The 25,829-nt window shown below is 65.1% G+C and carries 16 protein-coding genes and 1 pseudogene; 11 read left to right on the top strand and 6 right to left on the bottom strand.

Annotation, left to right across the window (positions count from 1 at the left end; translation table 11 throughout):
• Positions 1 to 928 precede the first annotated feature (928 nt).
• Positions 929 to 8,578 carry a hypothetical protein gene (locus MHX64_RS06495; RefSeq protein ID WP_239356315.1) on the top strand — a complete coding sequence of 2,550 codons (7,650 nt, stop codon included), beginning with the start codon at positions 929 to 931 and terminating at the stop codon, positions 8,576 to 8,578.
• A 79-nt stretch (positions 8,579 to 8,657) separates the two neighbouring features.
• Here MHX64_RS06495 and MHX64_RS06490 read toward each other — a convergent pair whose 3' ends face one another.
• On the bottom strand, positions 8,658 to 10,346 hold the full coding sequence (locus MHX64_RS06490; RefSeq protein ID WP_239356316.1) for an ATP-binding protein: 1,689 nt from the start codon (positions 10,344 to 10,346) through the stop codon (positions 8,658 to 8,660).
• 636 nt (positions 10,347 to 10,982) lie between these two features.
• Between MHX64_RS06490 and MHX64_RS06485 the strand changes: the two genes are divergently transcribed.
• The 4 genes from MHX64_RS06485 to MHX64_RS06470 all read left to right on the top strand — a co-directional run bounded on the left by MHX64_RS06485 (position 10,983) and on the right by MHX64_RS06470 (position 15,958).
• Entirely contained in the window at positions 10,983 to 11,534 is a 552-nt protein-coding gene (locus MHX64_RS06485) for a phospholipid scramblase-related protein (RefSeq protein ID WP_239356317.1), read from the top strand.
• Positions 11,535 to 12,040: 506 nt separating this feature from the next.
• Positions 12,041 to 13,351 carry a hypothetical protein gene (locus tag MHX64_RS06480; RefSeq protein WP_239356318.1) on the top strand — a complete coding sequence of 437 codons (1,311 nt, stop codon included), beginning with the start codon at positions 12,041 to 12,043 and terminating at the stop codon, positions 13,349 to 13,351.
• 68 nt (positions 13,352 to 13,419) lie between these two features.
• Positions 13,420 to 14,772: an MFS transporter gene (locus MHX64_RS06475; RefSeq protein WP_239356319.1), complete on the top strand. Its 1,353-nt coding sequence runs from the start codon at positions 13,420 to 13,422 to the stop codon at positions 14,770 to 14,772.
• Positions 14,765 to 15,958, top strand: a complete 1,194-nt coding sequence (locus tag MHX64_RS06470) for a copper oxidase (protein WP_239356321.1) — start codon at positions 14,765 to 14,767, stop codon at positions 15,956 to 15,958. The genes MHX64_RS06475 and MHX64_RS06470 overlap by 8 nt, the downstream gene beginning before the upstream one ends.
• On the opposite strand, the gene MHX64_RS06465 is transcribed toward MHX64_RS06470, so the two are convergent.
• Positions 15,939 to 16,322 carry a cupredoxin domain-containing protein gene (locus MHX64_RS06465; protein ID WP_239356322.1) on the bottom strand — a complete coding sequence of 128 codons (384 nt, stop codon included), beginning with the start codon at positions 16,320 to 16,322 and terminating at the stop codon, positions 15,939 to 15,941. The two genes, MHX64_RS06470 and MHX64_RS06465, sit on opposite strands and share 20 nt — an antisense overlap.
• A gap of 91 nt (positions 16,323 to 16,413) precedes the next feature.
• Between MHX64_RS06465 and MHX64_RS06460 the strand changes: the two genes are divergently transcribed.
• Positions 16,414 to 17,100, top strand: coding sequence for a metalloregulator ArsR/SmtB family transcription factor (locus MHX64_RS06460; protein WP_239356323.1), 687 nt, complete (start codon positions 16,414 to 16,416; stop codon positions 17,098 to 17,100).
• On the opposite strand, the gene MHX64_RS06455 is transcribed toward MHX64_RS06460, so the two are convergent.
• Positions 17,097 to 18,269 carry a globin domain-containing protein gene (locus MHX64_RS06455; protein WP_181889466.1) on the bottom strand — a complete coding sequence of 391 codons (1,173 nt, stop codon included), beginning with the start codon at positions 18,267 to 18,269 and terminating at the stop codon, positions 17,097 to 17,099. The two genes, MHX64_RS06460 and MHX64_RS06455, sit on opposite strands and share 4 nt — an antisense overlap.
• 57 nt (positions 18,270 to 18,326) lie before the next feature.
• Here MHX64_RS06455 and MHX64_RS06450 point away from each other — a divergent pair, with 57 nt between their 5' ends.
• Positions 18,327 to 19,958: a glutaminase gene (locus MHX64_RS06450; protein ID WP_181889467.1), complete on the top strand. Its 1,632-nt coding sequence runs from the start codon at positions 18,327 to 18,329 to the stop codon at positions 19,956 to 19,958.
• Between the two features lie 64 nt (positions 19,959 to 20,022).
• Positions 20,023 to 21,180: an alpha-amylase family protein gene (locus MHX64_RS06445; RefSeq protein WP_239356324.1), complete on the top strand. Its 1,158-nt coding sequence runs from the start codon at positions 20,023 to 20,025 to the stop codon at positions 21,178 to 21,180.
• On the opposite strand, the gene MHX64_RS06440 is transcribed toward MHX64_RS06445, so the two are convergent.
• Complete coding sequence (locus MHX64_RS06440) at positions 21,159 to 21,725, bottom strand: hypothetical protein (protein WP_239356325.1); 567 nt, start codon at positions 21,723 to 21,725, stop codon at positions 21,159 to 21,161. The two genes, MHX64_RS06445 and MHX64_RS06440, sit on opposite strands and share 22 nt — an antisense overlap.
• A gap of 167 nt (positions 21,726 to 21,892) precedes the next feature.
• Positions 21,893 to 22,003 (bottom strand): annotated as a pseudogene (locus tag MHX64_RS12080) (excalibur calcium-binding domain-containing protein); the annotation flags it as partial.
• Positions 22,004 to 22,047: 44 nt separating this feature from the next.
• On the opposite strand from MHX64_RS12080, the gene MHX64_RS12075 reads away from it, so the two are divergent.
• Entirely contained in the window at positions 22,048 to 22,224 is a 177-nt protein-coding gene (locus MHX64_RS12075) for a hypothetical protein (RefSeq protein ID WP_370642087.1), read from the top strand.
• Positions 22,225 to 22,519: 295 nt separating this feature from the next.
• On the opposite strand, the gene MHX64_RS06430 is transcribed toward MHX64_RS12075, so the two are convergent.
• Positions 22,520 to 23,830: a M20/M25/M40 family metallo-hydrolase gene (locus MHX64_RS06430; protein ID WP_239356327.1), complete on the bottom strand. Its 1,311-nt coding sequence runs from the start codon at positions 23,828 to 23,830 to the stop codon at positions 22,520 to 22,522.
• A 41-nt stretch (positions 23,831 to 23,871) separates the two neighbouring features.
• Between MHX64_RS06430 and MHX64_RS06425 the strand changes: the two genes are divergently transcribed.
• Together MHX64_RS06425 and amn are read left to right on the top strand one after the other, a co-directional pair.
• The gene (locus MHX64_RS06425; RefSeq protein ID WP_070843778.1) at positions 23,872 to 24,459 is read left to right on the top strand and encodes a TetR/AcrR family transcriptional regulator; all 588 of its coding nucleotides are present in this window, start codon (positions 23,872 to 23,874) and stop codon (positions 24,457 to 24,459) included.
• Positions 24,460 to 24,468: 9 nt separating this feature from the next.
• Positions 24,469 to 25,827: an AMP nucleosidase gene (gene amn, locus MHX64_RS06420; RefSeq protein WP_239306494.1), complete on the top strand. Its 1,359-nt coding sequence runs from the start codon at positions 24,469 to 24,471 to the stop codon at positions 25,825 to 25,827.
• The last annotated feature ends 2 nt before the right edge of the window (positions 25,828 to 25,829 follow it).

Genomic DNA, 25,829 nt, shown 5'->3' with positions numbered 1-25,829 from the left:
GAGTTACAAGGACCAGCAAAATAACACCAACACACGGGAGCGTGACCGTACCTACCTTCAGCGCCGGGAGGTCGGCGAATCCGCATTCTCGACGGTAGAGGGCAGCGACACGGACTGGGTGTACAACGCTCTTGCCTACAACCCTGCCGATGGCTATCTATACGCTATCTCTCAGGACCGACCGCTAACGGGGGATGCGTCTTACGGAAGTTACAACATCGATAGGGACAGGTACTACGGTGTTCTACTTCGCATCAGCCCGGTAACTGGCAACGTCGAACCAATCGGTCACATTCGGCTAGAAAACGAGTACAACCACCTCTTTGATTTGGATCTGCACGCCGGAATTACGAATGGTGCGTTTGATGCTCAGGGCAATTACATTTTCTCCAATAATTCTCCAATGGGATCCGGTACCGTGTACCGGATTAATACCCAAGATGTCCAGAATGGTCTATGGATACCGACCAATGATGGCAGTGTTGTCACCGCTGTTTCGGCGGGAATTCCCAATACCGGAGAGAAGAATTCGAACGACTGGGCCTTTGTCGGTCTAGAGCCAAGCAAATACATCTGGTCGCTGAGCTCAAACACGAGTGGTGAATCTGAACAGACGCTACTCCGCACAGATGTAACCACCGGTCAAACCGTCAGCTGGGACGTCACCGACCTCGGAATGGGAAACGGTGTTTACGGTAATGCATGGACATATGGAAATGGCGACCTAGGCTTCAGCAAGAATGCAGCTGGTACTGCATACCGGATTCACGTTGAGAATCCGGATATCGAAATCGCAAACGATGACGATAAGAAGCGGGTCCGAATCAGCAGGGTGGGGACTGAAACCGGTTTCCCCACCGGGTATAACAACGACGCGACTACCAATGCTTACGTCGTGGGGCAGCGGCAATGTGAGGAGCCGCCGGTAGTGGTGGACCCAGAGTTCGCCGTTGAGAAGTTCCGTGTTGAGGCCGGCGCCATCAACCTGGCGCCGAAGGGTGATGGAGACTATGCGTTCAGCACTGAGTACATCATCCGCGTTCGCAACACCTCTGAAGTGGATGGCGCGTTCCCAGAGGTTAGCGATGTTCCGGTTGTAGGCGACGGTTTCACCGTTGATTCTGTAGCCGTTGATGGGACCAACGTTGAGGCTGACGAAAACGGTAAGTACCCCATCTCCGACGGCGAAGAGCTCGCCGCGGGCGCGGTGAAGGACTACCGCGTCACCGTTTCCGGCACCGTTGAAGGTGACGCTGCGAACAACCTGCCGGAGGCCGTTGGCCAGTGCGACGCTGATGGTCAGGATCCGGCACAGAACACGGGCCTGGTCAACGAAGTAACGATGGAAGGCGACTCGGATGGTGCGGAGAACAACGTCGTCTGCACGCCGGTAGAGCTGCGTCGTCTCAACATTGAGAAGCGCATTGATGGCCGTGAAGAGGCCGTCGTTAAGCCTGGCGAAAAAATGGAGCTGTGGTACCGCGTCCGCAACACCGGTAACACCACGCTGACCGGCATCAAGATCGCTGACCAAATTAAGGAAGACGATCAGGAGCTCCAGGATGAGATCAACGGCAAGCTTGCGGACGTGGTCTTCGATCTGGCTCCGGGTGCCGTCCACGATGTCAGGATCAAGGTAGACACTCCGAAGGGTGCGCACGAGAACGAGGCGCAGGCGATTGTCCCAGCGACGACGCTTCCGGGTACCACTGGCCCGGAGACCACGATTCCGGAGCGCGAGATCCCGGGCACCACGGTGTCCACCACCGCGAAGGCGAACAGCCCCAAGCTGGAGATCAAGAAGTACATCAACGGCTTTGATGACGCCGCTGATGTGGTGCCGGGTGAAGACATGGAGATCCTCTACCGTGTCAGCAACACCGGCCAGATGCGCGTGGACGACATCAAGATCGTCGATGAGGTCACCGAGGGCGCCGAGAAGGATGAGCTGCAGAAGCAGATCAACGACGAGCTCAATAAGATCGAGGCATTCGCGCTTGAGCCGGGTACCTACCGTGACATCACTATCACGGTGAAAGCCCCTGCCGGTGGCCACCGCAACGTTGCAAATGTGACGGTGCCGCCGTCAACGATCCCGGGTTCCGAGATCCCGGGTACCACGAACCCGTACACCACCGTCCCGGGTACCAGCGTCCCGTCCAAGGTGGTTACCGTGACCGCTCCGCCGGATGATGCACGGTCGAACTCGCCGAAGCTGGACATCAAGAAGGTCATCAACGGCTACGACGACGGTGACGTTGTTAAGCCGGGCGACGAGGTGACCATCACCTACATCGTCGCCAACACCGGCACCACCCCGGTCAAGGGCGTGACCATCGCCGATGAGGTTACCAAGGCGAAGGACGTCAACGAATGGGATAAGGCGATCCAGGATCAGCTGAAAAACGTCGAGGCCCTCGATCTGGCTGCAGGTGAGGTCAAAGAGGTTGAGATCAAGCTGACCGCGCCCGACGGCTACCACGTCAACGTGGCACGCCCGGTTGTGCCGCCGGTAACGGTTCCGCCGGTGACCATTCCGGAGACCACGATCCCCGGCACGACCAACGCCGTGACCACGATTCCGGGCACGACCGTGCCGTCGAGCACCCGTCCGAGCCGTGTGATCACTCCGACCACCACCCCGTCCGATGACGCACGCTCCGACGAGCTGGGCATCGCGATTGAGAAGGACATCTTCAGCGCTGCAACGGGTGATTATGTCCCGGCTGATAAGCCGGAGGATCCGGCTGACGCTGCAGTAGTGGCGGGCGAGAAGATGCAGATCCGCTACAAGCTGACCAACACCGGTTCCGTGAACCTGACAGTCACGAACATCTTGGATGAGGTCACTGAGTACGAGGGCGGAGATACCACGGCGCTTACCGAAGAGATCAAGGAGCAGATCGAGGCCCACTTCGCGGCGCTCCCCGATGGCATCGTCCTGGAGCCGGGCGAAGACAAGGCCCAGTACATCGAGATTGAGGTCAACTCGCCGACGGGTCGCCACGTCAACGTGGCGCGCCCGGAGGTCCCCGCGCTGACAACCACCCGTACGGTAGTCAACCCGGTGCCGGGCAGCACTGTCCCGCCGTCAGAGGAAAACGGCACAACCGTTCCAGGAACGACCATCCCGCCGTCATTTAAGACGGAGACCACGGTCGTTGAGACTGCACCGGTCACCCCGTCCAACACCGCGCACGCGACGCCGACCTCCTCCACGACTCCGGTTGTTCCGGACCCGCAGTTTGCGGTGGAGAAGCTCGGCAACCAGTCCGGCATCGAGCTGAAGCGCAACGAGAACGGCCAGTACGACTACTCCGCCGAGTACACCATCCGCGTGCGCAACACCGGCTCCATCGCTGGCAAGCACGCGAAGATCTCTGATGTGCCGGTGCGCGGTGTCGGCTTCGACATCAACTCCGTCACCGTCGACGGCACCGAGGTCAAGCCGGAAAACAGCCGTTACCTCATCAGTGAGGAAGCTGAGCTCGCAGTTGGCGAGTACAAGGACTACCAAGTGGTGGTCAACGGCACCCTCGCCGAGAAGGCTGCAGACGCGCTGCCGGCCGCTGTCGGTCAGTGCGAGGCTGTGACCCCGGGTAACCCGGGTGCTGGCTCTGGTCTGGTCAACACGGTGGAGATGGCTGGCGATTCCGATGGCCCGGACAACAACATCGTTTGCGAGCCGGTTGAGCTGCGCCGTCTGAACATTGAAAAGCGCATCGACGGCCGTGAGAATGCCCCGGTCACCCCGGGCGATGAGATGGAGATCTGGTACCGCGTCCGCAACACGGGCAACGTCACCCTCTCCGGCATTACGCTGGCAGACCAGATCAAGGAAGACAACAAGGAGCTCCAGGCGGAGATCGACGCCGCGATCGCCAAGATCGAGGCGTTCGACCTCGAGCCGGGCGAAGTCAAGGATGTGACGTTCGAGGTCACCGCGCACGAGGGCGAGCACACCAATGAGGTCGAGGCCCAGGTGCCGGAGACCACCGTGCCGGGCACGACCCGTCCGGAGACGACCATCCCGGAGACCACCGTCCCGCCGGTGACCGTCCCGGGCACCACCAACCCGGAGACCACGGTGCCGGGCACCACCATCCCGGGCTCGACCGTCCCGGCGACGACCATCCCGGGCACCACCGTGCCGGGTCGTTCGGTCCCGCCGACCACGGTCACCGCCACCGCGCACGCGAACTCGCCGAAGCTGGAGATCAAGAAGTTCATCAACGGCTACGACGAGGGCACGCAGGTTGCGCCGGGCGAGGACATGGAGATCCTCTACCGCGTGTCCAACACGGGCTCCGTGCGTATCGACGGCATCCGCCTCGACGACGAGGTCACCGAGGCCGCCGACGAGCAGGTGTCCAAGGCGCTGCAGCGCGACATCAACGCCGCGCTGAAGAACGAGGCGCCGTTCGCGCTGGAGCCGGGTGAGGTGCGCGAGGTGCGCATTACGGTGCCGGCGCCGGCTGGCGGTCACGTGAACGTCGCTAAGCCGATCGTGCCCCCGGTGACCGTGCCGGGCACCACGATCCCGGGCACGACGAACCCGAACACCACGATCCCGGCCTCCACCGTGCCGTCGACGGTGGTCACTGTGACCACCCCGTCGGACGATGCACGCTCGGATTCGCCGCTGCTGGACATCAAGAAGTACATCAACAACCTGGACGACGGCGACATTGTGGAGCCCGGCCAGGACATGGTGATCACCTACCGTGTGTTCAACAACGGCAACGCCGACGCCAAGGGTGTCACCATCGCTGACGAGGTCACTGAGGGCTCCAAGGCAACCAAGGCGGACCTGACCAAGCAGATCGAGGCCGAGCTGGCCAAGGTCGAGCCGATCGACATCCCGGCCGGCGGCTACCACGACGTGGAGATCACGGTCAAGGCACCGGAGGGCGGTCACGTCAACGTGGCACGTCCGGTGGTCCCGCCGGTGACGGTGCCTGCCACCACGATTCCGGGCACGACGAACCCGCGCACCACGATTCCGGAGACCACGGTCCCGGAGCGCGTGGTCACGCAGACGACCACCCCGTCCGACGACGCCCGCTCCGATTCGCTGAAGCTGGAGATCCTCAAGGACATCTTCAGCCTCGAGGACAACGAGTGGCACGCCGCCGACACCGAGGACGACGCGGCGGTTGTGGACGCGAACGGCAAGATGCGCGTGCGCTACACGGTGACCAACACCGGCTCCGTCACGCTCAGCGGCATCGACATTATCGATAACGTCACTCGCCTTGACGAGGGCGACCAGCAGGCGCTCACCGATGCGCTCAACGGCGCGCTCGAGGCTGAGGGCCGTGGCTTCACCCTGAAGCCGGGCGAGAAGAAGGTCGTCGAGATTACTGTCGACGCGCCGAAGGGCTACCACGTCAACGAGGCCATCGCGACGGCCCCGGCGGTGCCCACCACCCAGACGCAGGTCTCCTCGGTGCCAGGTACTACCGACGCCACGACGACGGTGCCGGGCTCGCTGACCACCACCGTGGTCACCACCGAGAAGACCCCGAACGTGCCGACGAACACCGCACAGGCGACGCCGACCACCTCGGCAACCACTCCGCCGCCGCCGGTCACGGAGACGACGACTGCGCCGGCGCCTGAGCGGCCGCAGTTTGCCGTCGAGAAGCTTGCTGCTCGTGCGGGCAACGTCGAGCTGACCCGCAACGACGAGGGCAGCTACAACTACTCCAACGAGTACGTCATCCGCGTTCGCAACTCCGGTCTGGTCGCCGGCGAGCACGCCACCATCTGGGACGTGCCGCTGCGCGGCGCCGGCTTCACGGTCAACGAAGTGACCGTCGATGAGAAGGCTGTGGACGTGAAGAACGGCCGCTACAAGGTCGCCGACGCTGCTGAGCTGAAGCCGGGCAAGTACAAGGACTACAAGGTCACCGTCACCGGCACCCTGGCTGAGGCCGCGGCGAACAACCTGCCGGAGGCTGTCGGCCAGTGCACCGCCGAGGGCGCGAACCCGGGTGCGGATTCCGGCCTGGTCAACGTGGTCAACATGGACGGCGACACCGACGGCCCGGGCAACAACGTTGTCTGCACGCCGGTTGAGCTGCGCCGCCTGAACATTGAAAAGCGCATCAACGGCCGCGAGGACGCCTCCGTCACTCCGGGCCAGAAGATGGAGATCTGGTACCGCGTCCGCAACACCGGCAACGTGGAACTGACCGACATCGCGGTCGCGGACCAGATCCGCGAGGACAACCAGGAGCTGCAGGACGAGATCAACGCGGAGCTGGCCAAGAAGGCTGAGCCGTTCAACCTCGCGCCGGGCGCCTTCCAGGACATCCGCATCGAGGTCACCGCGCCTAAGGGCGAGCACGTCAACGAAGCTCGCGCCGAGGTGCCGGAGACCACGGTTCCGGGCACCACCCGTCCGGGCACCACGATCCCGGGCACGACCGGCCCGTCCACGACGGTGCCGCCGGTGATCATCCCGGGCACGACCCTGCCGGGCCGCCCCGTGCCGGGCACGACGGTGTCCACCACCGCGCGCGCGAACTCGCCGCTGCTTGAGGTGAAGAAGTTCATCAACGGCCGCGACGAGCACGCCCTAGTCAACGCCGGCGAGGACATGGACATCACCTACCGGGTGACCAACAAGGGCACTCTGCCTATCGACGGCATCCGCCTCACCGACGAGGTGAAGGAAGACAACGCCGAGCTGCAGCAGGCCATCGACGCCCAGCTGGGCAAGGTCGCTCCGTTCGCGCTCGAGCCGGGCGAGTCCATGGACGTGACCGTGACGGTGAAGGCCCCGGCCGGCCGCCACGACAACGAGGTCAACGTCGAGGTTCCGCCGGTGACCATCCCGGCCACCACGATCCCGGGCACCACGAACCCGCACACGACTGTGCCGGAGACCGTGGTTCCGTCGACAGTCGTGACCGTGACCGCGCCGCCGGACGACGCCTCCTCCGACTCCCCGCAGCTGGAGATCCTCAAGGAGATCAAGCGCGCGGACGAGGGCGACGACGCTTGGCGCGACGCCGAGACCGAGGCCGACGCTCTGCCGATCGGCGAGGGCGAGACGATGGAGCTGCGCTACACGGTGACCAACACCGGTTCCGTGAAGCTGGACGGCGTGGACATCGTGGACAACGTCACCCGCCTGGACGGCGGCGACGCCGACGAGTTCACCGCCGAGATCAACAAGGCGCTGGAGTCTGCAGGCCGCGGCCTGTCCCTGGAGCCGGGCGAGTCTGTGGAGATCGTGATCGAGGTCTCCGCGCCGGCGGGCTACCACGTCAACGAGGCGATCGCGACCGCACCGCCGGTCACCGCCACCGAGACTGTGGTGTCCTCCGTGCCGGGCACGACCAACGAGACAACGACGGTTCCGGGCACCGTCACCACCGAGACCACGGTGGTGGAGCGCACCCCGAACACGCCGACGAACAAGGCGCAGTCCACCCCGACCACGGGTGCGAAGCCGTGCGACTGCGAGGTCAAGACCACCACGATCATCCCGGCGCCGGTGACCACCACCGTGTCCGGCGAGGTCACCACAGTCACGCCGGATCCGGTCACCTCCGAGGTCACCATCACGGAGACTCCGGAGCCGGTCACCTCCGAGGTGACCACCACCGAGACTCCGGACCCGATCGTCACCACTGTGGTGCAGACGCAGGATCCGATCACGGTCACTCGCACCACGCCGGTGACCACCGTGCAGACGGTGACGCCGGAGCCGCAGACGGTGGTCACCACCGTTGAGGGTCCGGAAGTGACCACCACGCCGGATGTTCCGGGCCAGGTGGTTGTGGTTGTGGACGACTCCGGCAAGACCGTCACCGAGGTCGCACCGACCCCGGTGGATGGCTACACCCCGCCGGTGACCGCGACGGCAACGTACACGCTGCCGCCGGTGGTCACGGAGACGCTGCCGCAGATCACGGTCACCGAAGTGCCGACCACCCTGGTCACCACCAAGGCCACCGTGGATGAAGGCAACGACATCCTCGGCCGCTGTGTCGCCAACGCGGTGCGCTCGCCGATCATTTACATGGTGCCGCTGCTGCTGGCGGGCCAGGTGCTGGGTGAGGTCGCTGGCCCGTACGTCAACGCGGTGAACGAGCAGTTCAACCGTCTGTCCGCGGAGATCCAGGACGAGATCCGCCGCAAGACGCCGAACTTCGGTTACGGCCGCCGCGGCCAGGAGAACGAGCAGGTCGCCGAGCTGCGCGCGAAGGCCGAGGCCGCCAACCGCATGCTGCAGGAGCTGGCAATGCGCCCGGACGTGCAGCAGTACGGCCAGTGGGCAGCCATCGCCGCCGGCGTGGTTGTCGCGGGCTCCGTCCTCTACGACTGGTGCTCCAACGAGGCCGGCGAGGCGTTCACCGCCATCGGTCCGAAGAAGTCGACCTCCATCGATGAGGTGCGCGTGGGCGGTTCCTCCCTCGGGGGCGACCGCGTGACGACGGTCGTCCCGCCCGTCACCAACACCCCCGGCCGCGACGAAACCGGCGAGGACGCTGGCGAGGCTGGCTCCGAGGGCGGTTCCTCTGAAGGTTCCTCCGCTGGCTCCTCGGAGGGCAGCTCGAACTAGCACCCCTCTGAGCTAGGCGCGTAAAACCCCGGCAGGCTGGATAGCACCAGCCGCCGGGGTTTGTCGTTTAACCCCCAGATCACACCCAATAGACGACCACTCTGCCGTCATGGGGTGCCGGGCCCTGCTGGAGGACGTCGATGCTTTTCAGTGCTCGGTACACCTGGCTTTCGCTAAGCCCGGTAGATAAAGCCAGCTCGCGCCTGCTCATAGGGCGGCCAGTCTGTTGTAACGAGTCAAGGACTCGCTGTTCGTTCGTCGCGGTTTCGCCGACAGTCCGGACCGGCAGTTCCGCTTGGCCGCTCCCACTCTGGCGGTACGCGGTCCCTCTTCCGGTTCCAACCTGCTCGGCTAGCCCAAAGCGGACCAGCTCCTGGAGTTCGTCTCGGGCCTGAACCGAATCCATCGGGAAATCATTGCGGTAGGCGGAGTTCGTCAGTTCCGCACCGTGCCGCATTGCTACGAGCGCGTGTTTCTGCGCGACAGACATCACGTTTGCCCCAGGCTGCTGGGAAAGCCAGTTCCTATCGTCCTCTGACAACATGCTCGACGAGGTCAGCAGCACCTTGAACTTGATTACTTCGTCTTTGAAATAGGGTGCCGGAAGGAAAGCGTCGCGGAGGCTTCGCCGCACTTCGGGAATTCCGGTTGCGTGTCCTTCAATGACTCGCTTGCCGTCCTCGGTCCTGATTGCGGAACACATGCGGTACAGCACCGCGTTCTTCGCCCGCGGGCTTGTCTTGCCAAGCTCGCGTTCTGTCAGCCCCCACAACCCACCGGGATTTTCAACGATGAACTTCATCGGCAGTTTGATCAGCATCGGGTAGCTGCCGAAGCTGGCAACGGAAAGGTCGCGGTGAACGAGCGCGTTAGCGATAACTTCTCGCAGCGCGACGGCCGGGATTTCGGGAGCGTCGAACCCGTGGCCATCGCGAAACGCGACCCCGCGCATCAGGTGCTTGCGGGCCCAAGACTCGGCTGATTCGAGGAGATCAGGAATAGGGCCGGTGAACTCATCGTGGTCGGTGAGACGCAGGCCGGTGTTCTGCCCGTCACTTCTCGCGTGCGCCTTCACGGCCGTGTGCGGGAGGAACTGCTGCGGGTGGAGCCCCATCGCGTACACCGCAGCAACCGTCGGTAGACCGGTCTCGTGGTCAACGACGTTCGTCCGCACGAGCAGTTCGTCACGGCCCATCCCCTGGAGGCGGCGAGAACTTCGCTGCTCTGCGCTCAGGTACTGTTCCAGCAGCTCCGGCACCAGGTCGCGGTCCACGTCCGCTCCTTCGACCGGTTGCCGGTCGTGGACCGGCTGGCTGCGCTGGGAGGTGAGGTACAGCTCCTCCTCTCGGCTCAATTCGTGATCGCCATCGCTCGATCGTGTGAAGGCGGGACCATTGGCCCCGACCCGAAATGGTCGGCGCTCGGGTGGCTGCGGAGGAATTACGCAACCTACAACTTGCTTCCCGTCGATGGTGGCGATTTGCACGGCCCCAAGCTGCACTGGAGGGTGAATGCGCTCACGCGCCTTGGTGCCAAGCCCGGCTGCCAGGTCCTTCGCATTTGCAACCCCGCGGACGCGCATCTGCCCGTCTTCTTCGGCGAGGCCGAGGACGATGGCACCGCCATCGGGCATGTTCGCGAACGCACTGAGGGTTTCATCAAGTGAGGTCGGCAGCCCACCGGAGGCATCCTTGGCCTCGATATTCCAGGTATCGGTGCCGATGCTGAGCAGCAGGTCGATCAAAGCCGCGAGGTCAAGTTCGGACATGAACCGAACTGTAATGCATTTCCGTTACGCGTAACGCAAATGCAATGCAATTTCCGTTACGCGTAACAAACTTTCGTTACAGACTCCCGGGCATCGCTGTTCACTCTGGGGCATGTTCGGAGCCGGAGGTCGTCATCAAGCAAACGAAGGCGATGGGGCGCGATGTGTTCGCCATCGAGAGTGCGACGGGCGAACTGCTGGGCTCGGCGCGACAGACGCGGAAGCTGGGGGACCTTGTCAAGGCGACGCGTGGGGCAGCTCGAACTAGCACCCCTCTGAGCTAGGCGCGTAAAACCCCGGCAGGCTGGATAGCACCAGCCGCCGGGGTTTTCCGCTGCGCACGGTAGAATCATCGACGAGCGGGTAACCTTCTTCCGAAGTTCGCCCCGTTGCCGAGACGCTGTCGTCGCGAATACCAGCCCTAGGGCTGAAGCATCGTGCGGGAGCGTCTCACCTTTTAGCGACTCGACTGGCGGGCATCGGGACATACCCCGAGCAACAAACCCCTACTAAGGCCCAAAAATGGCCATACTAGGGAGGGCTTACTAGGGGTTTGTGGAGAGGGGGGCAGGGCAGGCAACACCAGCCGCCCAAAACCACCCCCCACAACCAGCCACGCCCCGTTAGGGTGGTGGTGTGTTTAGGGAACGTGAGATCGTCGTAAGGCAAACGAAGGCCCTGGGCCGCGACACGTTCGCGATCGAGGGCTCGGACGGGGAGCTGCTGGGCACGGCCAGGCAGACGCTGAAGATGAGCGACCTGGTCAAGGCGTCGCGCGGGGTGGAGGTGTTCGACGCGGCCGGCGCGCATGTGCTGAGCATCGAGGACCCGGTGAACTTCATCCGCGACAAGTACGTCGTGCACCAGGTCAACCCGCCGCTGGAGCTCGCGCGGCTGACGCAGCGCTTCGCCTGGATCGGCGCGAAGTTCGACGTGCAGGTCGCGGGCTTTCCGGACGTGCAGATCCAGGGCCAGGCGTTCCAGCTGAATTACACGCTGACCAGCCAGGGCCGCCCACTCGCGACCGTGGACGCGGAGTATTCCGGCATGGGGCGGATGCTGATGGGCAAGTCCAGCTACCGCGTGCGCATCGAGCCCGGCCTGGACGAACGCCAGCACGCGGCGGTGATCGGCATCGCGTTGGCCATTGATATGCGTCGCGCGAAGATGCGCAGGAACTCGGGTTAGAGGGGGCTTTTTGCTTTGCGACGGCCCCTTGCACCGCAGCGGGGGTAAAAAACGGGGGTAGTGGGGGTTTCCGGATTGCTGAACAATCTGTGGATCTTTGAACAATCCAGGGGGTTTCGGGGGTTCCTGAGGGAAAACCACCGAATCTGAGAGTGTATGAATTGTATGGTTAACCGGAACATGCAGGTAGATGCGGAATTGCCGAAATCCATGCTGGAAAACACCTTAAGGTGCATAAAATGCGGTGATAGTGGATTGTTCAACCATCCGCGAGCGTTGCCGGATTGATCGTTGAACAATACTGACGAAACCCCGGACCGCGCCCCCGGATTGATGAACAATCCGCAGGCCAAAACGGGTGGAAACGTTGAACAATCCGGACGGAATGTTCAACGATTTAGGGTATTTTTCAGCCTGGGCCAAAGCGTTTTACCTGCGCATACTCGGTGCATAAACTCAGGGTTGTCACAAAGAGAAAAACAAACACACCCCAAGGAGTCACCGAGATGCGAGCAGCATTCCGAAACACCATCGCCGCAGCGGTTGCCGCAGCCATCGCCATCTCCGGCGCCGACGTCGCACACGCCGCCCAAGAGATCGAGCTCGCACCGGTGCTGACCAACACCGCCACCCTCGTTGACTCCGACGGCGACGGCCTGCCCGACATCTGGGAAGAACAAGGCGTCGTTTTAGCAGACGGCACAGAAATCCCCCTGCCGGACTGGGGAGCAGACCCCAACCGCCCGGATGTCTTCCTCCAGCTGAACTGGATGGCCTCCGAATACGACACCCTCGGCTGCGACACTTCTGCCGCCCGCGAGTGCGCCAACGCCAACCGCACCTCCTACGCCCCGTCGACGCAGAGCCTGGACGATTTAGTGGACCTGTTTGCCGACCACGGCATTGCCCTGCACATCGACGCCGGCGAGCACTACACCAACATCCCCAACTACACCGAGCACTTCGGCGGCGAGACGATCGACTACCGCGACGTGTACTTCGACGCGAACCGCCACGAAGCGTTCCAGCTCATCGACACCATCAACAACCTTGGTGACCGCGCAAACATCTTCCGCCCCGGTGTGCTGGGCGACCGGATGCGTGCAGGTTCCAACGCCACGGGCCTGTCGCTGGTGGGCGATAACTCCTTCTACGTCGCCAACCCCGGCGGGCGTGCCAACGAGGAACAGGTGCGAAACTCCATCCTCCACGAGTTCGGCCACACCCTGGGTCTGCGCCACTGGGGCGCCGCCAAATACGTCGAGGACATCGCTGAAGGCTCCCCGATGCAGGACGGCTACCACTCGGTGATGAACTACAACCACCAGTTCAACTACTTCAACTACTCCGAAAAGCCCTACTTCGCCGACACCCCAGCCGGCAAGGTGTTCATCCCCGCCGACTGGGACTCCCTGGTACTCGACAACCCGCGCATCGGTGCCTACGCCGAATCCATCGGCGCCCGCGCAAAGGCTGAGGTCGAGGAGATCGAGCAGCCGGAAGAGATCGTCGAGATCGAACAGCCCGAAGCTGTCGAGGTCGCCGAAGAGCACCCCATGGTCGCACTGGTGCCGGCCGAGGAAATCGAAGCCGCAGACGCCGAAGCCCAGCCAGGTGAAGTCCCCGCCGAGCAGCCCAAGGCAGAAGCCAAGGTCGAGGAAGCGAAGGTCGAAGACGCCAAGGAAGAGGTCAAGCCCGCCAAGGCCGACGCCCCGAAGCACGCCAACAACCAGATCAACATCGCAGCCATCATCGGCGGCGTCGTCGCGGCCCTGGCAGTCCTCGGCATCGGCGCAGCATTCCTCGCAATGCGCTAAGCCCGCCAACTAAACACAGTGCGTCCCGCAACCTGGGCGCACTTTTTTGCGCGCGGTACCATCTGCCCATGACTAAGGCGCAGCGCTGGGGATTTTTCGCGGTGGTCTCGCTCGGGCTGCTCATGATCGGCCTGGACAACTCCATCCTGTACACCGCGCTGCCGGCGCTGGAGCATTCCCTTGACGCCTCCCCGGAGCAGGGCCTGTGGATCATCAACGCCTACCCGCTGGTGCTCGCCGGACTGCTTTTGGGCACCGGCGCGCTGGGCGACAGGGTGGGCCACCGCCTGATGTTCATCGTGGGGCTGGCCATCTTCGGCTTGGCGTCGCTGGGCGCGGCGTTCGCGCCCGGCCCCTTAGAGCTGATCCTGGCGCGCGGCATGCTCGGTATGGGTGCTGCGGTGATGATGCCGGCCACGCTCGCGCTGATCCGCTTGACGTTTCCGGACGAGCGCGAGCGCAACACCGCCATCGGCATCTGGGGCTCGGTGGCGGTTGCGGGCGGCGCGCTGGGTCCTGTGGTCGGCGGCGCGCTGATCCAGCACTTCTGGGTCGGCTCCGTCTTCCTCATCAACGTGCCCATCGTCATCGTCGCCCTCGTGCTCACCATCACGCTCGCGCCGGAGAACCTGCCTAACCTGGACAAACAGTGGGACGTCGTCTCCTCGCTCTACGCCCTGGTCGCGCTGTCTGGCCTGACCATGGCCATCAAGCAAGCGGCCCACAGCCCCGCCATCACCCTCGCAGCGCTTGTCGCCACCGCCGTCGGTTCCTGGCTGTTCGTGCGCCGCCAGAACCGCCTGGACGACCCGCTGCTCACCTTCGACATTTTCCGCTCCCGCCTGTTCACCGGCGGCGTCCTCGCGGCGGCCGGCGGCATGTTCGTCCTCGCCGGCGCCGAACTCATGACCACGCAGAAGCTGCAGCTTGTCGACGAGCTCACGCCCCTTCACGCCGGCGCCACCGTCGCCGTGATGGCCCTGTGTGCGATCCCGGCCTCCACGCTCGGCGGGGCATATCTGCACAAGGTCGGCTTCCTGCCGTTGATCGCCGGCGGGTTCCTCGGCGCGGTAGTGGGGGCGGTGGCGTTGGCGGCCGGATGGACGTCGATAGGCATGGTGCTTCTGGGCCTGTCCGCGGGTTCGGTGATGAGTGTCTCCTCGATCGCGATCATCGGCTCGGCGCCGATGCACCGCTCCGGGATGGCCGCGGGTGTGGAGGAGGTGTCCTATGAGCTGGGCACGCTGGTTACTGTGGCGCTGACGGGGTCGCTGCTGCAGGCGGGGCTGGACCGCGGGGTGGACTACACGGGCGCCTACAACGGTGTCATCGGCGTGCTGGCCGCGGGTGCGGCGTGCTTTGCTGCGGCTACCTGGTGGTGTTTCCGCGACAACCCGAAGTCTGGAGGAGTCAATGCCTGACATGAACCCCCGCGCGTGGCACCGCAAAGCCTCGCGCCCGGTGAGCATCTGGATGGCGGTGTTTATCCTCGCCGGCCTTGCGCACCCGTTCATCCCGGACGGGTCCTGGCTGCTCATCCACATTTTCACGCTGGGGATTTTGACCAACTCGATCATGTTGTGGTCCCAAAACCTCACCGAGCGCTTCTTGGGGCACAAGCTTGACGACGCCTCCCGGCCCGCCCAACTTTCCCGCACCTACCTCCTCAACGCCGGCACCGTCGCCGTGCTGGTGGGCCAGGTCGCGCGGTGGTACTGGCTGACGTGGGCGGGCGCGCTGGTGGTCGCGGTGGCGCTGGCGTGGCACGCGGCGGTGCTCTTTAAACAGGTGCGCTCGGCGCCGCGCCGTCATGCCGGGGTAATCGGCTTTTTCGCCTCCGCGTGCTGCCTGCCGGTGGGCGCGCTGTTCGGCGCGGCGCTGTCTGCAGGCCTGCCGGGGCAGTGGCATGGCGCGGTGCGCCAGGCCCACATGTTCACCAACGTGGGCGGGTTCGTCGGATTCGCGGCGATGGGCGCGCTGAGCGTGCTGTTCCCGGCGATGTGGCGCACCCGCGGGCAGGACCGCGTCGGCGTGGCGCTCGCGCTGGCCGGCACTGGTGTTGTCGTGGCGGTGGCGGGGTCGCTCATGCGCCTGCCCGTGGTCGTGGGCGCGGGCACTGTGGTCATCCTGGCGGGCTGGGTGTGGCTGTACCAGGGATTTTTGGCCAGCGCGCTGACGGTGCTCAACGATCCCCGCGGGCGCGTGACCTACCCGGCGCTGTCCGTGCTGTTCGCGGTGACCTGGCTCATCGGAGGGCTGACCTGGTACGCGGTGCGGATGTTCGGCGGGGCCGGTGAGATCCCCACCCTGCCGCTGCTGCTCGGGTTTGCGGGCCAGCTGCTCATCGGCACCATGAGCTACCTCATGCCCACCACCATGGGCGGCGGCCCGGCGGCGGTCAAGGCGGGACTGCGTGAGCTCAACCGGGCCGCCTACCTGCGCGCCGGCCTGTTCAACGCGGCGCTTTTGGCCTGGCTGGTGGTGGGCAACTCCTACGCACGCATCGTGCTGTCCTTCATCGCGTTCGGCGTGCTGGTGGCGTTTCTGCCGCTGATGGCGCGCGCAGTGAAGGCGCAGGTGGCGGTGATTAAATCACGTCGACCTTAAAGGTCATGCCCATCGTCTTGTGCCCGGCGATGGTGCACCAGCCGCGCGCGTCCTTGTTGAACTCCCCGAAGTAGGTCGTGTTCGCCTCGCCGGGGGAGAGCCGGCCGGAGCTGGCTTCCCCGATCTTCAGGTCGTGCTCTTTCTCGCCGTCGTTGACCAGGTTGACCACCAGTTTGGTGCCGCGCGGGACCTCAATCCGGTCGGGGACGTAGCGCATGCGCTCGATGCGCACGTCCGCGGTGACCACGTCGTCGCCGGTGGGCAGCTCGCCCTCGCGCGACTGCGTGACCGCCGCCGTGGTGGCGACGGCCGCCACACCCGCGGCGACAACCGCCCACGCTGCAACGTCGATAGCACGTGGCATGTGGTCAACACCTCCAAAAACCAAGTTGTCCAACATTTAAGGTTGGAGTATACTCCTGATGTACCACCAAAACGCCTCCAGGAGAACGCGCATGGAACGGAATCACGCGCCCCGTCCCGCCGGTGAATTGCTCAACGCGGTCGGACACCTCAGCCTAAAGCAGCTCGAGGTGTTTCACGTGATCCAGGAAAACCCGGACGGCATCCAGGTCGCCGAGATCGGCAAAGCGCTGGGCATGCACCCGAACACCGTGCGCGGCCACCTGGAGGAGCTCCTGGCCGCGGGCGTGGTCTCCCGCAGCGTCTCCGCCGGCACCGGCCGCGGCCGCCCCTCCCACATTTACACCGCCCGCGTGGCGCGCACGAACCTGGCCTCCCACTCCATGATCGCCCTGGTGGAGGTGCTGGCCAGCACCCTGGCCGAAAAGGACACCGACAGCGCCAAGCGCCTCGGCCGCCAGTGGGCGGAGCGGGTGAACACCCGCCGCCACGACAACCTGCGCGTGGACTTAGACACCGCGGAGCGCCACACATGCCAGACCCTGCGCGAGATGGGCTTCGACCCGGCGCCGCGCCCAGACGCCGCCACCGCCAAGGTGCGCGAGGTGGGGCTCAACGCCTGCCCCTTCATCGCCGAAGTGGGCACCCGCCCCGCCCCAGTGGTGTGCGCGCTGCACGGCGGCTTTTTGGACCAGGGCGCCGGCGACGTGAAGGTGCAGCTCATCCCGCACGACCGCCCCGGCCAGTGCGGGGCGCGCCTGACCAAGCAGGAGGGTTAGGCAACCAGCCAGTCGTTCGGGCTGAACAGCTCGTAGTACACGTTGGCCGGGGCCTTGTCGGCGGGCAGCTGCGCGAGGTCGTCGCGCAGGGACTGGAGAAAGCCGGTGCCGCCGCAGAGGTACACATCCGCGCCGGCGACGTCGAGCTCGCCGACGTTGACGCGCTGGTCATCGCCGCGGAAGTAGGTCTTCAGCGCCCCGTCGCCCAGCTTTTCCACCAGCTCGCGGGTTTCCTGCGCCTGCGCCCAGGAGTCCTCGGTGGCGTCGGCGTGGACGTACGTCACGCGGCGGGGATCATTGTTCTGCGCCAGGTGGCGGAGAATGCCGGTCAGGGGAGTAGAGCCGATGCCGGAGGAGATCAGCACGACGGGGCGCTCGCCCGGCTGCAGCACCAGGTCACCCGCGGCCAAGGTGACGTCCACGGTGTCGCCGACGTCGATACGCTCCTGCAAGAAGGAGGAGACCTCGCCGTCTTTCTGCACCGCGATGCGGTAGCGCGACGCGTCGCCTTCGATGATGGAGTACTGGCGCAGCTGCCGTGCGCCGTCGTCGAGCTTGACGCCTATGGACGTGTACTGCCCCGGCCTCGGCTGCGTGAATTCGCCCTCCACGGTGAAGGCGGTCACCGCGCTGGAAAGCTCCGTCTTCTCCACGACCTTGCCGCGGCGGAACACGTCGCCGTCCGTCACGCCGTCGGAGGCGTAGAGGTCCTTCTCGGCCTTGATCAGCACGTCCGCCATGAGCCAGTACACCGCGCTCCAGGCCTCGGCCACCTCGGGCGTGACGGCGTCGCCGAGCACCTCTGCGATCGCGGCCATCAAGTTCTCGTACACGATCTTGTACTGCGCCTCGGTCACGCCGAGGGAGACGTGCTTGTGCGCGATGCGGTTGAGCATGATCACCGGGTCGGGCGCGGAGTCGTCCACAAGATGCGACGCGAACTTCACCACCGAGGCCGCAAGCGCCTTCTGCTGCGCCTGCTGCTTCTGGTTGCCGCGGTTGAACAGGTCGGAGATGAGCTCGGGGTGGGCGGCGAACATCTTGGAGTAAAAGGTGTTCGCGATGGTCTGGATGTTCTCGCCCACCGGCCCGAGCGTCGCCTTGACGGTCTCGGCGTGGGCGTCGGAGAGGTGGGTGTTCTTGGAATCGGGGAGCGTGTCGTTGTACATAAATCCGATTATATCCGGTGTAAATGGCTTCGCAGCGCACACCTCTACACTGGCACCATGCTCTCGTCAGTGACCGAACACCTCCAAGCCATCGTGGACGACGTCCGCGACCAAGACAGCGGCGAACTCGCCGACTACATCGACGTGCTCAAAAACGCCGACCCGGACAAACTCGCCCTGGCCATGTGCACCACCGACGGCCACCTCTACACCGTCGGCGACGCAGACTACGAGTTTTCCATCCAATCCATCTCCAAGCCCTTCGTCTACGCGCTCGCACTGGACATGTACGGCCCCGACGAGGTGCACAAACACGTGGGCGTGGAGCCTTCCGGCGAGGCATTCAATGAGCTTTCGCTTGACGACGACGGCCGCCCCGCCAACCCCCTGATCAACGCCGGCGCCATCACGGTGAACCAACTCATCGGCGGCCCCGACATCCCGGTGGAGCAGCGCAGCGAGAAACTGCGCGACTACTTCTCCCGCCTCGCTGGCCGCGACCTTGCCGTGGACCAGCGCGTGCTCGATTCCGAACTCGACAGCGCCGACCGCAACAAGGCGCTCGCCCACATGCTTCGCGACGGCGGCATGATCACCGACGACGCCCACGACGCCGTGGCCAGCTACATCGCCCAGTGCGCAGTGCTGGTCACCGTCGGCGACCTCGCCGCCATGGCCGCCACCCTGGCCAACGGCGGCACCCAACCCGTCACCGGCGAGAAGGTGCTCTCCACGGAAGCCGCCCGCCTCGCCCAGGCCGTGATGGTCTCCTCCGGCATGTACGACGCCTCCGGCCAGTGGATGGTCAACGTGGGCATCCCCGCGAAGTCCGGGGTGGCCGGCGGACTGATCGGAACGCTGCCCGGGCAACTCGGGATCGCGTCGCTAAGCCCCCGCTTAAACAAACAAGGCAACTCCGTGCGCGGCGTGAAAATCTTCCGCGAACTTTCCAGCTCGCTGGGGCTGAACCTGCTGTCCTCCAACTTCTACATCGCGCCGGGCATCAAGTCCGTGCAGCGGCGCGAGGGCGCGGACGTGGTGGAGCTGCAGGGCATGATCAACTTCACCGCCGCCGAGAAGATCCTGCGCGGGCTGGCGCAGCGCCGGCTGCACGGCGACAAGCTGATCTTCGACGTCTCCGGCGTGACCGGCTTCAACAAAGCCGGCCGCGACCTGATCAAGGACGGGCTGATGAAGTACAAGGACGACGGCGTAGAGGTGGCCATCTACGACCCGGACCACACCCTGTCCGACTGGACCTTCGCCGACGGCACCACCGCTCAGGCCATCCGCGACTTCACCGCCTCCTTCTCCGTGCCCGCCACCCGCGAGGAGGTCTACCGCGCGATCACCAAACCCAACAGCTGGTGGGACCAGAAAGCGGAAGGCAACGCCAGCGAGAAGGGCGGCGAGTTCCACGTCGAGGACCGCGACTTCTCCGTGCGCGAAGCCGACGACGGCAAGCGCGTGGTCTGGAACGTCGAACCCACCGACGACAACGACCACGAATGGGACGACACCTCGCTGATCTTCGACATCTCCGAGGACGACGACGGCGAAACCAAGGTCAACTTCACCCACCGCGGCATCCGCCCGCACGACCGCGGTTACGACGAGATCGCCAAGACCTGGAAGGACCGCATCGCCAAGGGCCTGCAGCCTTTGATCAACCGTGCGGAAAATTCGTAGCGTAGTACGCGGAAAATTCGACCGATAGGGAACGTTTTCGCAGCTAGAAGGTAGGCTCGGGCGCATGCTGGACCGCACAATCTGGTGGCACGTCTACCCCCTGGCCGCCCTCGGCGCGCCGATCCGCGATAAGCACGATTCGGCCCACCGCCTCCGCGCCCTCGAGCCGTGGCTGGACTACCTGGTCGAACTCGGCTGCAACGGCCTGCTCCTCGGCCCCATCTTCGCCTCCGCCACCCACGGCTACGACACCCTCGACCACTTCCGCATCGACCCCCGCCTCGGCGATGAGGAGGACTTCGCTTGGCTTATCGACGAATGCCGTGCCCGCGGCATCCACATCATGTTGGACGGGGTCTTCAACCACGTCGCCCGCACGCACCCGTGGGTTGAGCAGGGGCTTGCCGGCGACACGGACTGGGAGGGCCACGGCGAGCTGGCCACCCTGCACCACGCGGATCCGGCTGTCCGCGACGCGGTGGTGGAGATTATGCTGCACTGGCTGCGACGCGGCATCGCGGGCTGGCGCCTCGATGTCGCATACGCCGTGCCCGCCGACTTCTGGGCCGACGTGCTCGCCCGCGTGCGTTCGGAGTTTCCAGACGCGATGTTTTTGGGGGAGGTCATCCACGGGGACTACTCGTCGATAGGCAAGGCAGGCTCCCTGGACGCCGTGACCCAGTATGAGCTGTGGAAGGCGACCTGGTCCTCGCTGGTGGACGTGAACTTCTGGGAGCTCGCCCACGCGCTGGAGCGGCATCCTGCTGATGTTTTGCCCAACACGTTTGTGGGCAACCACGACGTGGACCGCATCGCCTCCAAGGTGGGGCCGGAGAAAGCCGTCCTGGCCGCGGCGGTGCTGATGACGGTGCCGGGCATGCCGTCGATCTACTACGGCGACGAGCAGGGGTTTACCGGCGTGCGCGGCGAAAGCTGGTCCGCCGACGACGCCGTGCGCCCCGCTCTGCCCGCATCGCCGGCGGAGCTGTCGCCTCTAGGTAGTTGGCTGTTCACCGAGTACCAGCGGCTGATCGGGGTGCGCCGCCGCAACGCGTGGCTCACCCGCGCGACGGTTGAGGTGCTGGACAAGACCAACGAGACCATCTCGTTCCGTTGTTTCGACGGCGAGCACTCCCTCCAGACAGATTTGTGGCTTTCGCCCACCCCCGGCGTGCGCATCCACGCTGGCGGGGACGAGCTCTACAGCTGGATGTTGAAGTAAGCCAGGATCTGCGCCAGCGCCTGCTGGATCATCTTGATGATGTCCGGCAGCTGCAGCGTGGTGATATTCGCCACCGGCACGTCGAAGCTGGGCGCACCAGCCGGCGCGAGGTTGATCCGCTCCGGGATCTGCGGGCGGACGTTCAGGTTCTGCGGGTTCTGGGTCTGCTTCGGGGCCGGCTGGGTGTTCTGGGTGTTCTGCTTCGGCTGGGCCTGCTGCTGGGTGTTCTTCGGCTGGGTGTTCTGGGCCGGCTTCGCGCCGCCCTGCGTGCCCTTGAGGCCGCAGCGGTTCGCGGCTTCGTCGACACGCGAAAGTGCGTCGAGGATCTGCGGGCCGCGACGGTCGAACGCGGCGACCGCGCGGGCCTGGCGGACTTTCTGCTGGTAGTCGGCGTCGTTGGTCCAGTAGCGGGAGGCCTGGTCGCAGGAGATCGGGCCGGACGGCAGCTTGGCCAGCGTGTCGTCGATGGCGTCGGCGCCGGCGGTCGGCGCAAGCGCGACGGTGCCGGCGAGGGTGGCGGTCATTGCAAGGGTGCGGATCTTCATGCAGGCCAGTATGTCACGGATGGGGCAAATGTGGTAGATGTTACGTCCCTGTGTCATGCCTTAGCGCCCTGCTTTCCTTAGGAAAACAGGGCGCTATATGCCGGAGCTCTGCTCAGCGGTTTTCACGATTCGGTGCGGGGGAGACCGAGAACCCCCAGTGCTGGAGGCTACTTCGGGCGCTTCTCGCAGCCGACGCCGTCGCCATCACGGTCTAAGTGCGGTCCGTAGCCAGCGTCGCCGCGGCGGATCGGGCCACCCAAGTCGTTCCACACTGCGCGGCAGTTGGGGTACGTCTTGGCAGCCGGGGCAGGACGGGGAGCAGGTGCCGGGGCCGGGGCAGGACGCGGAGCAGGTGCCGGTGCGGGTGCTGGAGCCGGGGCAGGACGCGGAGCAGGTGCGGGTGCGGGTGCGGGGGCAGGACGCGGAGCAGGTGCCGGTGCGGGGGCAGGACGCGGAGCAGGTGCCGGTGCAGGCTTCGATACCGGGTGGCACGGGATGAGATTCGGTGCCGGGTTCGGGATGAAGCCCTGCTGCATTGCCCAGCATGCTCCGCCGCCCGCTGCGGCAACGAAGGCGAGGGAGCCGACGACTATACCCACGATTTTCAGGGTAGACGGATCATCTTCCTGTGGTTTGGACTGCGCTTTGGCAGGCGCCGTCGTCGTGGTTGTGGGTTCCGCTGCGTGAGCGGTGGGCACAGTCAGTGCCCCGGCGGCGACCGCGACGGCGGCGGTGGTAGCTACGAGAGTCTTCTTCATGCACACAAGTATCACACAGCCAAAACCCAGCCGCGCCTAAGCCCCCACGAAGCGGCGGATCAGGGAGCGGTACGCCCGTACGGTCAGGTCCACGTCCTCCACGGAGACGGATTCGTCGTGGCTGTGCAGCTGGCCCAGCACGGACCCCAGCGTCTCCTCGCGGGCGTGCAGGGCGAACCCGTATCCGACGCCGTCCTTACGACGGGCAAAGCGCAGGTCCGACCCACCGGCCGCGATCGTGGGCACGACTGGCACGCCGGGGAAGAATTCGTCGAACGTCTGGCAGATGGCGTCGTAAAGTGGCCCGGACGTGGGCGACACCGTCCCGTTTTCCGTGATGAGGTGGGTGATCTCCACCTCGTCGGCGAGCTCGCCCAAGGCAGAACGCAACAACGAGTCGATCTCCTCCTGCGTCTGGCCGGGCAGGGGGCGGATGTCCAGCTCCAGCCACGCCTCGGACGGCAGGACGTTGATGCCGTTGCCTGCGCGCAGCACGGTCGGGGAGATGGTCAGGTGGCTCATGGCGTGGGAGTAGCTCTCCAGCTGGCCGAACGCCTCGTAGCCTTCTCCACGCATCAGGGCCGCCTCGGTTGCGGGGTCGAACTTCCAGGCGCGGACGTAGCCTTCCCAGATCTCGTCGGCGCGCACCTCGGGTTCGATGGCGGCGACGCGCCGGGCCACCTCGGCGATCTTCGCCACCGCCAGGTCTCGGCCATAGGGCGCGGAGCCGTGGCCGGCGTCGCCGTGGACGGTCAAACGCCGCTGGCCGGCGCCCTTCTCGCCGACGACGACTGCTAGCGCGTCGGAGCCGTCGACAGTGGGAATGTGCGAGCCGCCCTCCTCGGACAGGCAGTTCTTCCAGGAGAACTTCCCGTGTTCGGCCAGCCACTTCGCGCCGAGTCCGCCGCGGGCCTCCTCGTCGGCGCAGCCCACGAAGGTCAGGGTGCCGCGCGGCCTCTCCCCGCGGGCCACGTCGCGCACACACGCCGCCATGGCCGCGGTGATGTAGAGCATGTCGGTGGCGCCGCGGCCGAACACGCGGCCGTCGATAAGCTCGCCCCCGAATGGGTCGGTGGTCCACTTGTCTTTGTCCACCGGCACGACGTCGGTGTGGCCGAGGAGCGTCAGGGGTTCGGCGGAGGGGTCGGTGCCCTCCACGGTGAAGCTGATGGACACGCGTCCAGGGTGCGGCTCATAACGCTCAACTAATACGTCTGTACCTGCGAAGAAGGCCTCCAACGTGTCGGCGTTTGTTACCTCCTGTCCAGAATCTGCCGAAAAATAGTTGACGCATCCATTCCGGATGAGGCTTTGCAGCAGTGCGAGGGTGTCATCGGTTAGGCTCATATCACAAAAGCCTAACGTCCAAAGTTTTTGGAGAACCCAGGATGAACCACGATCTGCCGGGACGCAGGTCTGACAGCACGGACCCGCGCGCCCTTCGTACCCGCAAGGCACTTGTCGACGCAGTGCTCCGCCTCCTCAACGACTACGAAGTGGCCGACCTCAACGTGTCGCAAATCGTGAAAGAGGCTGGGGTGAGTCGCCAGGTGTTCTACCAGCACTTCGCCGACCGCGACGCGCTCATCCTCGCCGCCGCCATGGACTGGGTGCTGGACGCCTACGAGCACTTCGCGGACCGTTTCAAGATCGACAAAAACTTCGAGGCATCCGTCGTCGAGCTGGCCAGCGTCGTCGACGGCAAGAACGAGGCCGCCGTGCGCCTGATCGATTCCCCGGTGCACTCCGTATTCGACCACGAGGTGCAGCGGGTCATGCGGGACACGATGCGTGAGCAGCTGCTGCCGCGCTCGAAGGAGTGGGGAGACGCGGACGCAGAGCTCATCGACGACATGTCCCGCGTCTACGTCGCTGGCATGCAACGCCTCATTGAGCAGTGCGTCCGCGAAGGCTGCACCGCGGAGGAAATCGGCCGTCGCGCCGAAGCCGTGCGCCGTGTGCTCATTCGTGAGTAGCCTGGCTGCATGTGTGAGGTACCGGAGGTCGTCGCAAAGCTAAAAGCCCTCTACGAGCAGTCGTGCGAAATCGCGCGCTCGGGGGAGTTCGACCGGTACGGGGAGGTGCGCTACCCCAAACTCACGGTGGAGGTGGAGCAGTGGCGGCCGATCGACCGCTCCGAGCCCTTCGGCTACGTCGACGAGGCCGGCACCTACTCCGCCGTCATCTCGCGCCCGGACCTCATGGAGGGCTACCTCACGGCGCAGCTTGAGGCGCTGACCTCGAACTACCCGTGCGAGGTCGAGGTCGGGTACTCCGATGTGGCGATCCCGCCCGCCTACATCAAGGGCATGCCGCCTATCGACGAAACCGCGAACCTGCCCCGCCCCACCCTGGATGAGGTGCACGACGCGATTGTCGACGGCCACTGGGACGCCTTCAACGGAGCCGAGAAACCGCTGTTCCACTTCGGGCCGCAACGCTTCGACCTCGCGCTGGCACGGCTGGAGCACTACACCGGCATCGAGGCCGACTCGCTGCAGCGCTTCATCCTGTTCACGAACTACGCCATGCACGTGACCGAGTTTGTGAAGTTCGGGCTGCGCGAGCTGTCTGATCCTGACTCGCGCTACACGCGTCTGGTGCTGCCGAGCGGGGAGACCGTGTCCGACACGGTGGCGCTGGAGGATCTGGAGCTGGAGTCGAAGTTCCAGATGCCGCGCTACGACCTGGTCACCGAGGACGGCGACGGCATCACCATGATCAACATCGGCGTCGGGCCGTCCAACGCGAAGACCATCACCGACTCGCTGGCGGTATTAAGGCCGGAGGCGTGGATCATGATCGGCCACTGCGCCGGCCTGGACGCCCGCATGCGCATCGGCGACCTGATTTTGGGCAACGCCTACGAGCGCCACGACCACGTTTTGGATGACTACCTGCGCCGCGAACTGCCCATCCCCGCCGTGCCCGAGATCCAGCGCACCCTGGAAAAGGCGGTGTCGAAGGTCTACGGCTCGGACGCGTCGCTCATGCGCACCGGCACCGTGCTGTCCACCGGCGACCGGAACTGGGAGTGGAAGGACCCGCGCGACCTGTGGGAATGGCTGCGCGGCTCCACGGCGGCGGCCGTGGACATGGAGTCCTGCACCATCGCCGCGAACGGGTACCGCTACCGCGTGCCCTACGGCACCCTGCTGGCGGTGTCCGATCTGCCGCTGCACGCGGTGCCGAAACTGCCCGCGGGTGCCCAGGCGTTCTACTCCAATTCGAAGGAGGCCCACGTCATGTGCGCCGTGAGGGCCGTGGAGAAGCTCGCGCGGCACCCCGAAAGACTGCGCACGCGCAAGCTGCGCCGCGCGATCGGCGAGGTGCCGTTTAGGTAAGT

Origin of the sequence: Corynebacterium sp. ACRPZ, from assembly GCF_022346205.1 — a bacterium.
Lineage (GTDB): Bacteria > Actinomycetota > Actinomycetes > Mycobacteriales > Mycobacteriaceae > Corynebacterium > Corynebacterium lehmanniae.
The sequence above is the reverse complement of the archived record's forward strand: the minus strand, read 5'-3'. Positions and strand labels throughout refer to the sequence as shown.

Coding starts and splice junctions, on each gene's coding strand:
- MHX64_RS06455 (WP_181889466.1), bottom strand. CDS start 18,269: ATGTACAACGACACGCTCCCCGATTCCAAGAACACCCACCTCTCCGAC.
- MHX64_RS06490 (WP_239356316.1), bottom strand. CDS start 10,346: ATGTCCGAACTTGACCTCGCGGCTTTGATCGACCTGCTGCTCAGCATC.
- MHX64_RS06470 (WP_239356321.1), top strand. CDS start 14,765: ATGCCTGACATGAACCCCCGCGCGTGGCACCGCAAAGCCTCGCGCCCG.
- MHX64_RS06475 (WP_239356319.1), top strand. CDS start 13,420: ATGACTAAGGCGCAGCGCTGGGGATTTTTCGCGGTGGTCTCGCTCGGG.
- MHX64_RS06465 (WP_239356322.1), bottom strand. CDS start 16,322: ATGCCACGTGCTATCGACGTTGCAGCGTGGGCGGTTGTCGCCGCGGGT.
- amn (WP_239306494.1), top strand. CDS start 24,469: ATGTGTGAGGTACCGGAGGTCGTCGCAAAGCTAAAAGCCCTCTACGAG.
- MHX64_RS06460 (WP_239356323.1), top strand. CDS start 16,414: ATGGAACGGAATCACGCGCCCCGTCCCGCCGGTGAATTGCTCAACGCG.
- MHX64_RS06440 (WP_239356325.1), bottom strand. CDS start 21,725: ATGAAGATCCGCACCCTTGCAATGACCGCCACCCTCGCCGGCACCGTC.
- MHX64_RS06425 (WP_070843778.1), top strand. CDS start 23,872: ATGAACCACGATCTGCCGGGACGCAGGTCTGACAGCACGGACCCGCGC.
- MHX64_RS06480 (WP_239356318.1), top strand. CDS start 12,041: ATGCGAGCAGCATTCCGAAACACCATCGCCGCAGCGGTTGCCGCAGCC.
- MHX64_RS06430 (WP_239356327.1), bottom strand. CDS start 23,830: ATGAGCCTAACCGATGACACCCTCGCACTGCTGCAAAGCCTCATCCGG.
- MHX64_RS06445 (WP_239356324.1), top strand. CDS start 20,023: ATGCTGGACCGCACAATCTGGTGGCACGTCTACCCCCTGGCCGCCCTC.
- MHX64_RS06450 (WP_181889467.1), top strand. CDS start 18,327: ATGCTCTCGTCAGTGACCGAACACCTCCAAGCCATCGTGGACGACGTC.